Here is an 8,040-nt window from a genome sequence, read left to right as displayed (position 1 = left end):
TACGACGGCCCGGACACCGGCGGAGTGCCGTACGACGGCCCGGACACCGGCGGAGTGCCGTACGACGGCCCGGACACCGGCGGAGTGCCGTAGACACCGCCCGACACCGGACCGGTGGGCGGGGCCGACGCCGGCGCACCGGAACCGGCCAGCTCCGGGTAGACCAGGTCGCCGGACGGCGTGATGATCGCCGGCATGATGCCGGTCGACGGGCCGGCCACCGGCCGCACCTGCTCCGGCGCCGCGCCCGTGCCGGCGAGGATGCTGCCCTCGGCCACCACCAGCTCGGGCGAGTCGATCACCTCGGGTGGCTGGCCGAGCGCACGGTGCAGCAGCGTGCCGACGAGCGGCATCCGGCTCGACCCGCCCACCAGGAACACGCCGGCGAGGCGGCCCTCGGGCAGCTTGGCCCAGCGGATGACGCCCTGGGTCACCCGGATCGTCTGCTCGACGATGCCCGTCGCCAGCCCTTCGAGCTCGTCGCGGGTGAGGCGCACGTCGATGCCCAGCAGCGGCACGTTGAGGTCGGCGGCCGGCTGCCGGCTCAGGCGCTCCTTGGCCACGCGCACGTCGTCCCAGAGCAGGCGCCGCGCCCGACGCTCGTCCACTGTGGACGGACGCTCCAGCCGCGCCCAGGTCTCGGCATCGCGCTCGACGGCGATCTTCTTGACGAACCCGATGATGGCCTCGTCGACGTCGAGGCCGCCGATGTCGTCGCGGCCGTCGACGGCCAGCACCTCGAACCCGGACGCCGTACGCGCGACGACGCTCGCGTCGAACGTACCGGCGCCGAAGTCGTGCACGACGACCACCGAGCCGATCGGGACCTGCCGGCCGAGCACCTGCGTGAAGTACGTGGCGGCGGCGACCGGCTCGGGCACCAGCTTGACGTGACCGAGCCCCGCGGCGGCCGCGGCGTCGGACAGCACCAGCCGGCGGGTCGCTCCCCACGCGGCCGGGCACGTGATGGTCACCTGCGGGGCCACCCCGCCGACCGTGCGCCGGAACTCGTCCATGACCCGGTTGAGCACGGCGGCCAGCAGGTCGACGACCTGGACCTCGCGGTCGCCGAGCAGCACGGCGCCGTCGTCGATGCGCCGCTTCGGGTTGGGCTCGAAGCGGGCCGGCTCCAGGCGGGCGCTGTGCACCGCGTCCCGACCGACCACGATCGTGCCCGACGGCTCGGCGTACACGGCCGACGGCAGCAGCGGCGACCCGTCGAACAGCAACGTGCGGGCGCGGCCGTCGGGAGCGCGCAGCACCGCGACGGTGTTCGACGTTCCCAGGTCGACACCGAGCTCCACCCCAGCCGCGGACATAGGAGCGAGTCTAGGCATGCCCGCCCTACTGTCGGCGCTCGCTCCGCTCGCGCGGCCCGGGGCCTTGTCGGCGCCGCCTTCCCTCGTCGTTCCGGTCGCTGCGCTCCCTCCGCTCCTCAGTCCAGGCGACGCCGGCCCCGGCCGACTACCGGCCGGTGAAGCCCGGCTTCCGCTTCTCGACGAACGCGTTCATGCCCTCGACCTTGTCCTCGGTGGCGAACAGCGCCGCGAACAGCTGGCTCTCCCAGGCCAGGGCCGACGAGAGGTCCATCTCCAGGCCGCCGTCGATGGCGAGCTTCGCCGCCCGCAGGGCCTGCGCGGGTCCGGTTGTGTACTGCTTCACCAGCTCCCTGGCGGTTTCATAGACGTCAGCGGCGGAGACCACCTTGTCGACCAGCCCGATCCGCAACGCCTCCTCCGCACCGACGAAGCGGCCCGACATGATGAGATCTTTCGCACGCGCTGGTCCCACCAGGCGGGACAACCGCTGCGTGCCGCCCGCACCCGGGATGATCCCGAGGTTGATCTCGGGCTGGCCGAGCTGGGCGTCGTCGGCCGCCACCCGCCAGTCGCAGGCCAGGGCCAGCTCGCAGCCGCCGCCGAGGGCGTACCCGTTGATCGCGGCGACCACCGGCTTCGGCACCTTCGCCAACGCGTCGAACGCGCCGGTCAACGCGGTGGCCCGGGCCGCCATCTCCGCGTACCCCATGCCGGCCATCTCCTTGATGTCGGCGCCGGCCGCGAACACCCGCTCGCCGCCGTAGACGACCACCGCACCGACGTCGTCTGCCACCGTCGCCGCGATCGCCGCCTCGCGGAGCTCCTCCTGGACCTGGCGATTGAGCGCGTTCATCTTGGGCCGGTCCAATCGGATCGTCCCGATGCCCTCAGCTACCTCAAGCCGGACGAACTCGCCCACCCTTGCCTCCTAGGGGATATCACGTGGAGCCTGAAGCGTAAGCCGGCCGATGCCCGTATGGTTCTCGCTCGGGAGTGGTGACATGACCACCTTTTACCGCGACAGCGCGGTGTACGTCGGCTCCGCCGAGTTCCAGGTGGAGGACCAGGCCTACCGCCTGGCCGACCTGGAGCTCGTATGGCATCGGCGCGGCCCGAGGGGCGCGCCGGGCGCAGCCATCATTGCCGGGCGTTTCCTCCTGATAGCCGCGGTACTCGGGGGAATCGCGGCGGTCGTCGTGGCGGTGCTCGACATCGATATCACCGGCTACTCCAGCGGCACCGTGCTGGCCGGCCTGATCGCCGGCGCGGTGCTGGCCGTGGCCATCGGCCTCTTCGTGGTGGAGGGGGTGATCACGTTGATCGAGCGCTCCTACGAGAAGGGCTCCGTCGAGCACCAGATCTGGGCCCGCTACCTGAACTCCGACATCCTGATCTTCGCCACCCGCGACAAGCTCCGCTTCGGCAAGATCTACCGGGCCCTCCAGCGAGCCATCGAACACAGCGACGCCGCCTGACACCCCTCCCCCACGCCGATCTTGCACTCGTGGCCGGGCCGAATGGGTATCCATCCCCACGAAAGGGCGGCCACAACTGCAAGATCGCCGAAGCCCGGCCGGCGTGGGCGGCGGGGTGGGGTGGTGGGGTCAGGCTCGGGCGGTCCAACGGTCTTCGGTGCGGGTGAGCTTCAGCGGCAGGTCGAAGGTCTTGGAGAGGTTGGCCGCGGTCAGCGTGTCGTCCAGGAGGCCGGCGGCCACCACCCCACCCTCGCGGAGCAGGAGGACGTGCGTGAAACCGGGCGGGATCTCCTCCACGTGGTGGGTCACGAGCACCAGGGCGGGAGCGTCCGGGTCCAGGGCCAGCTCGCTCAACCGGCGCACCAGGTCTTCGCGGGCGCCCAGGTCGAGGCCGGCGGCGGGCTCGTCCAGGAGGAGCAGTTCGGGATCGGTCATCAGGGCACGCGCGATCAGCGTGCGCTTGCGCTCACCCTCGGACAGCGTCCCGAAGCGGCGTTCGGCCAGGTGGCCCACCCCGAACTGGTCGAGGAGCGCCCGCGCCCGGCCGGCGTCGAGGTCGTCGTACTGCTCGCGGTAGCGGCCCACCACCGACCAGGACGCGGTGAGCACCACGTCGAAGGCGGTCTCGTCGGGCGGCAGTGACTCGGCCAGCCCGGCGCTCGCCAGGCCGATCCGGGTGCGCAGCTCGGCCAGGTCGACCCGGCCCAACCGCTCACCGAGCACGTGGACCCTGCCCCGCGTGGGGTGCATGCGACCGGAGGCGAGGTTGAGCAGCGTCGTCTTGCCGGCGCCGTTCGGGCCGAGGATCACCCAGCGTTCGTCGAGTTCCACCTCCCACGAGATGTCACGGATGAGGTGGTTGCCCCCGCGCATGACGGTGGCCCGCTCGACGGTGATGACGGCGTCCGGGTTCACGGCGTCAATCCAACCATGTCCGCACCGCGGCGACGGGAAGGCCGGCGGCGCTCTTGAACATGTTCAAGAGCGGGCGTAGCGTGAGTTGAACATGTTCAAGAGATGAGGGGGAATCTCCGGTGGATCCGAAGCTCGCCATGTACCTCGGCTACCTCGCGCTGAGCCTGGTGCTCACCGCGTGGGTGTCGCGCACGCTGTACCGCAACGGCCAGGTCTTCCTCGACGACGCGCTGGGCGACGAGCGGCTCGCCCTCTCGATCAACCACCTGCTCGTCGTCGGGTTCTGGCTGCTCAACGCCGGCTTCGTCGCCGTGATGATCCAGGTCGAGGGACAGGTGACGAACGCCACCAACGCGGTCGAGACGCTGTCGATGAAGCTCGGCCTGGTACTGCTCGTCCTCGGCGCCGTGCACCTGTCGAACATCTACATCCTCAACCGCTTCCGCCGCCGGCGGATGCTCGAGAACTCCCCGCCACCCATTCCGCCCACGATGTACCTCCCACCGGCGAACCCGTGACCATCCACCGGCTGACCGTCCTCTACGACGGCCACTGCCCGCTCTGCCGACAGGCCGGCTCCTGGCTGGGCAGGCAGCCGCGGCTCGTCACCATCGATCTTCACGAAGCGGGATCGCCGACGGCCCGGCGCCTGTTCCCGGACCTCGACCACGACGCGACGCTGCGCGACATCACCGTGGTCGCCGACACCGGCGCCGTCTACGTCGGCGACGCCGCGTGGCTGGTCTGTCTGTGGGCGCTGGACACGTACCGGGCGCTGTCGTACCGCCTCGCGCGGCCCGGCCTGCGCGGGGCGGCCCGGGAGGTGGTCGCGCTGGCATCGGCCGCCCGCACCCGGTTCAGGGAGGATGGCGGGTGTGACACCGCAGCCTGCGCCACGGGGTGACCAGACCCGCCAGCTCATCATCGACACCGCCATGCGCCTGTTCGGCGAGCAGGGCTACGAGAAGACGACGATGCGGGCGATCGCCACCGAGGCCGGGCTCGCGCCGAGCAACGCGTACTACTACTTCCCGTCGAAGGACCACCTGGTGCAGGAGTTCTACACGCGCGTGCAGGTCGCGCACCGGGAGGCGGTGGCGCCGCACCTGGCGGGCCGGGGCGACCTCGGCACCCGCCTGCACGCGGCGATGAGCGCCGGCGTCACGGTGATGGACCCGTACCACGCGTTCGCCGGCAAGTTCTTCCGCGTGGCGGCCGACCCCGCGTCGGCGTCGAACCCGTTCAGCGACGAGTCGGAACCGGCCCGCGCGTTGAGCCAGGAGATCTTCCGGGACGTGGTGGACGGCGCCACCACCACGATCGATCCCGAGGTGAAAGAGGTGCTGCCGGAGCTGCTCTGGCTCGCCCAGCTCGGGGTCACGCTGTTCTGGGTCTACGACCGGTCGCCCGGCCGGAGCAGGACACGGCTGCTGGTGGACAGGGCCGTGCCGCTGATCGACCGCATGGTGGGGCTGTCGCGGCTGCGGGTGCTGCGGCCCGCCGTGCGGGAGGCGCTCAGCCTGTACCGGGCGCTACGGGCCTGATCCGCCGGCGACGGGCCTACCGGCCCGCCGGCAGCTTCTCGGCGACCTGCGTGCGCGAGCTCACGCCGAGCTTGCTCAGGATGTTGGAGACGTGCACCGCCGCGGTACGCGGCGAGATGAACAGCCGCCGGGCCAGCTCGGCGTTCGTGAGGCCCTCGGCCAGCAGGCGGGCGACCTCCAGTTCCCGGGGGGTGAGCTGGGAGTCGCTGTCCCTGGCCGAGGGTCGCGCGCCGAGCAGGTCGCGCAGCTCGGTGAGCTCGGCGACCCGCCAGCCGCCCCACCGCTCCAGCAGCCGGGTGGCGGGCTCGAGCAGCGCCACCGCCTCGTCGCGCCGGCCCAGCGCCAGCAGGCAGCGGGCCGCGCCGACGTGTGCCGTGCCGCGGACGGCCGCCGGCAGGTCGTCGGCGAGCATCGCCCGCTGGTAGCGGGGCAGCGCGGTGGCCGGCTGCCGCTCGGCCTCGGCGAGCTGGGCGTCGACGAGGTCGAGCCAGTTCTCGGCGGAGCCGCCCATGTTGGCCCGCAGCTGGCGCAGCCGTGCCGGCTCGATGCGCGCGAACAGGCCGGCCGACACGAGGTCGTGCAGCAGGTCGCCCCACATCTTGCGACCGACGGCCGCGGCGAGCACCTCGCTCAGTGCCCGCTCGGCCGCCCCACGGTCGCCCTGCCGGCAGGCGACGTGGAACACGAGCCCGTTGAGCCCGGTGCGCCCCTTGCTCTGCGCCGACAGGTTCTCCATGAGGCGGGCGCTGATCGACGCGGCGAGGTCGACGTCGCCGGCCTCCAGCGCCAGGCCGGCGCGGAACGCGCCGTGGTAGTCCTCGCCCTGGCTGGTGCGCAGCACGCCCTGGTCGCGGCGGCGGCCGTCGTCGATGGCGTCGATGGCGGCGTTGAGGTCGCCGTCCTGGATCGCCAGCGACGCCCGGCCCTGGAAGTACGCCGCGACGGCGAGTGCGTCGAACCCGGCCCGCTCGGCCGCGGTGCGCATGTGCTCGAGGAGGTCGCGCTGCTCGTCGGCGGAGAGCGGGTACGGCGTGCTGAGCAGGTTGTTGATCGCCCGCGCCTTGGCCAGCCACACACCGGCCTTCTCGGCGTCGTCGGCCACCTCGCGCAGCAGTGCCCGGCCGGTGTCGACCTGCGCCGGGTCGTTCACCAGCGCGGAGCCCTTCTCCACCAGCGCGGTGATGCGGATGTCGGGCAGCTTCAGCCGCTCGGCCAGCACGACCGCCTGGTCGGCCCAGCGCAGCGCCGGCTCGGTGAGGTCACGCAGCATGTACGACTGCGCGATCGCCGCCATCGCCGCGGCCCGCTCCTCGCTGTCGGGCAGCTCCTCGATCGTGTCGCTGAGCCGGTCGGTGAGCGACGCCATCTCCTCGCGCCGGCCGCTCTCCCACGCGACGCGGGCCAGCAGGCGCAGCGCGCGCGACCGCTCGTCGGCCGTGACCGCGTTGCGCAGGCACATCTTCGCGTACCGGTGGGAGTCGTCGAGCAGCCCGACGAGCCAGGCGCTGCGCGCCGCGGCGGCGAGCAGCTCGACGTCGTCGGGTACCTCGGCCAGCCCCATCTCGGCCAGCTGCAGCGCCTGGTAGGTCGAGCCGATGTGCAGGTACTTCTGCACGCCGCGGCGCACCGCCGCGACCATGTCGTCGTACCGGCCGGCGCCCTTGGCGTGGTGGGCGATCAGGGCGACGTCGGAGTCGTCGGCGGCGGCGAGCGTCTCGAAGGCCAGCTCGTGCAGGCGCCGCCGCTGCCGGCCGAGCAGCTGGTCGGAGATCGCCTCGCGGGCCAGCGCGTGCCGGAACCCGAACTCGTCGTCGCCCAGCTCGACCAGCAGTCCGCGGCGCACCAGCTCGCGCAGCACCTCGATGAGGTCGTCCTCGGCCAGCCCGGTGACCACGGCCAGCAGGTCGAACGGCACCTTCCGGCCGAGCACGGCCGCCGCCTCGATCACCCGCTCCTGGGTGTGGTCGAGCTCGTCGAGCTGGCGGCGCAGCGTGTCGGCCAGGTTCCACGGCAACGGGTCCATGCTGAGCTTGCGCAGGTCGAGCTCGCCGCCGCCGGCGGCCTTCACCAGCTCTTCGAGGAAGAACGGGTTGCCGCCGGTGCGGTTCTGCAGCGCGACCGCGGCCCGGTACGGGGGGCGCCGCCCGGTCATCGCGGTGAGCAGCGCGCTCGTGTCGTCGAGGCTGAGCCGTTCGAGCCGCACGTAGGTGACCGGGTACCGCCGTTCCATGCGGGTGAGCAGGTCGGCGGCCGGGTTGCGCCGGTCGACCTCGCCGGGCCGGTAGGTGCCGACCAGCAGCCGGTGCCCGGGCAGGTCGCCGAGGCGCTCGAACAACGCGACGCTCTCGGAGTCGGCCCAGTGGAGGTCCTCGAACACCACGACGGCCGGGTCGGTGGCCCGTACCGCGTCGAGGCCGGCGCGCAGCCGCTCGACCGGCCCGACCGCGGGGTCTGCGATCGCCGCCTGCAGGTCGGCCGCCGCGTCGGGCGCGGCGCCGTCGAGCGCGTCGAGGAGAAGTTCGAAGGGACGCCCGAGAGCACCCGGATCGGCCTGGCCGATCAGCGTGCCGGCGTGCGGCGACAGGCTCGCGATGAGCTCGTAGACCATGCGGCTCTTGCCGACGCCGGGCTCGCCCGCGATCAGCGCCACCCTGGGCCGCCCACCGTGCTGCCCGCCATCACGCGCCGCATCGAGCAGGCCCCGCAGGCGCCTCAGCTCGTCGGCACGACCGATCATCACGGGACTGACTCCACTGCGGCCGGCGCGCACCCGAAAAGACTACCGGC

8 protein-coding genes are annotated in these 8,040 nt (G+C 72.5%); 4 read left to right on the top strand and 4 right to left on the bottom strand.

Annotated elements, in window-relative coordinates:
- Both Voc01_RS20785 and Voc01_RS20780 read right to left on the bottom strand, forming a co-directional pair.
- Nucleotides 1–1,319: Hsp70 family protein (locus Voc01_RS20785; protein WP_239160354.1), on the bottom strand; the 1,319-nt coding region annotated here is incomplete at its 3' end.
- A gap of 145 nt (nucleotides 1,320–1,464) precedes the next feature.
- The gene (locus tag Voc01_RS20780; protein ID WP_203929147.1) at nucleotides 1,465–2,238 is read right to left on the bottom strand and encodes an enoyl-CoA hydratase/isomerase family protein; all 774 of its coding nucleotides are present in this window, start codon (nucleotides 2,236–2,238) and stop codon (nucleotides 1,465–1,467) included.
- Nucleotides 2,239–2,287: 49 nt separating this feature from the next.
- Between Voc01_RS20780 and Voc01_RS20775 the strand changes: the two genes are divergently transcribed.
- Nucleotides 2,288–2,794 (top strand): DUF6232 family protein, encoded by a 507-nt coding sequence (locus Voc01_RS20775; RefSeq protein ID WP_203929146.1) that lies wholly within the window; start codon nucleotides 2,288–2,290, stop codon nucleotides 2,792–2,794.
- Nucleotides 2,795–2,923: 129 nt separating this feature from the next.
- Here Voc01_RS20775 and Voc01_RS20770 read toward each other — a convergent pair whose 3' ends face one another.
- Nucleotides 2,924–3,667 (bottom strand): ABC transporter ATP-binding protein, encoded by a 744-nt coding sequence (locus tag Voc01_RS20770; protein ID WP_203929153.1) that lies wholly within the window; start codon nucleotides 3,665–3,667, stop codon nucleotides 2,924–2,926.
- Nucleotides 3,668–3,828: 161 nt separating this feature from the next.
- Here Voc01_RS20770 and Voc01_RS20765 point away from each other — a divergent pair, with 161 nt between their 5' ends.
- The 3 genes from Voc01_RS20765 to Voc01_RS20755 are packed head-to-tail and all read left to right on the top strand — an operon-like array spanning nucleotide 3,829 to nucleotide 5,253.
- Entirely contained in the window at nucleotides 3,829–4,227 is a 399-nt protein-coding gene (locus Voc01_RS20765) for a hypothetical protein (RefSeq protein ID WP_203929145.1), read from the top strand.
- Nucleotides 4,224–4,613, top strand: a complete 390-nt coding sequence (locus Voc01_RS20760) for a thiol-disulfide oxidoreductase DCC family protein (RefSeq protein ID WP_203929144.1) — start codon at nucleotides 4,224–4,226, stop codon at nucleotides 4,611–4,613. Before Voc01_RS20765 ends, Voc01_RS20760 begins: the two co-directional genes overlap by 4 nt.
- The gene (locus Voc01_RS20755; RefSeq protein ID WP_373873841.1) at nucleotides 4,576–5,253 is read left to right on the top strand and encodes a TetR/AcrR family transcriptional regulator; all 678 of its coding nucleotides are present in this window, start codon (nucleotides 4,576–4,578) and stop codon (nucleotides 5,251–5,253) included. Before Voc01_RS20760 ends, Voc01_RS20755 begins: the two co-directional genes overlap by 38 nt.
- Nucleotides 5,254–5,269: 16 nt before the next feature.
- Here Voc01_RS20755 and Voc01_RS54130 read toward each other — a convergent pair whose 3' ends face one another.
- Nucleotides 5,270–7,990, bottom strand: coding sequence for an ATP-binding protein (locus tag Voc01_RS54130; protein WP_203929151.1), 2,721 nt, complete (start codon nucleotides 7,988–7,990; stop codon nucleotides 5,270–5,272).
- Nucleotides 7,991–8,040 lie beyond the last annotated feature (50 nt).

Source organism: Virgisporangium ochraceum (assembly GCF_016863655.1).
GTDB lineage: Bacteria > Actinomycetota > Actinomycetes > Mycobacteriales > Micromonosporaceae > Virgisporangium > Virgisporangium ochraceum.
The sequence above is the reverse complement of the archived record's forward strand: the minus strand, read 5'-3'. Positions and strand labels throughout refer to the sequence as shown.

What these genes read in the sequence shown, in the direction of transcription:
- Voc01_RS20775 (WP_203929146.1), top strand. Translation starts at nt 2,288, where the DNA reads ATGCCCGTATGGTTCTCGCTCGGGAGTGGTGACATGACCACCTTTTAC.
- Voc01_RS20770 (WP_203929153.1), bottom strand. Translation starts at nt 3,667, where the DNA reads ATGCGCGGGGGCAACCACCTCATCCGTGACATCTCGTGGGAGGTGGAA.
- Voc01_RS20755 (WP_373873841.1), top strand. Translation starts at nt 4,576, where the DNA reads ATGGCGGGTGTGACACCGCAGCCTGCGCCACGGGGTGACCAGACCCGC.
- Voc01_RS54130 (WP_203929151.1), bottom strand. Translation starts at nt 7,990, where the DNA reads ATGATCGGTCGTGCCGACGAGCTGAGGCGCCTGCGGGGCCTGCTCGAT.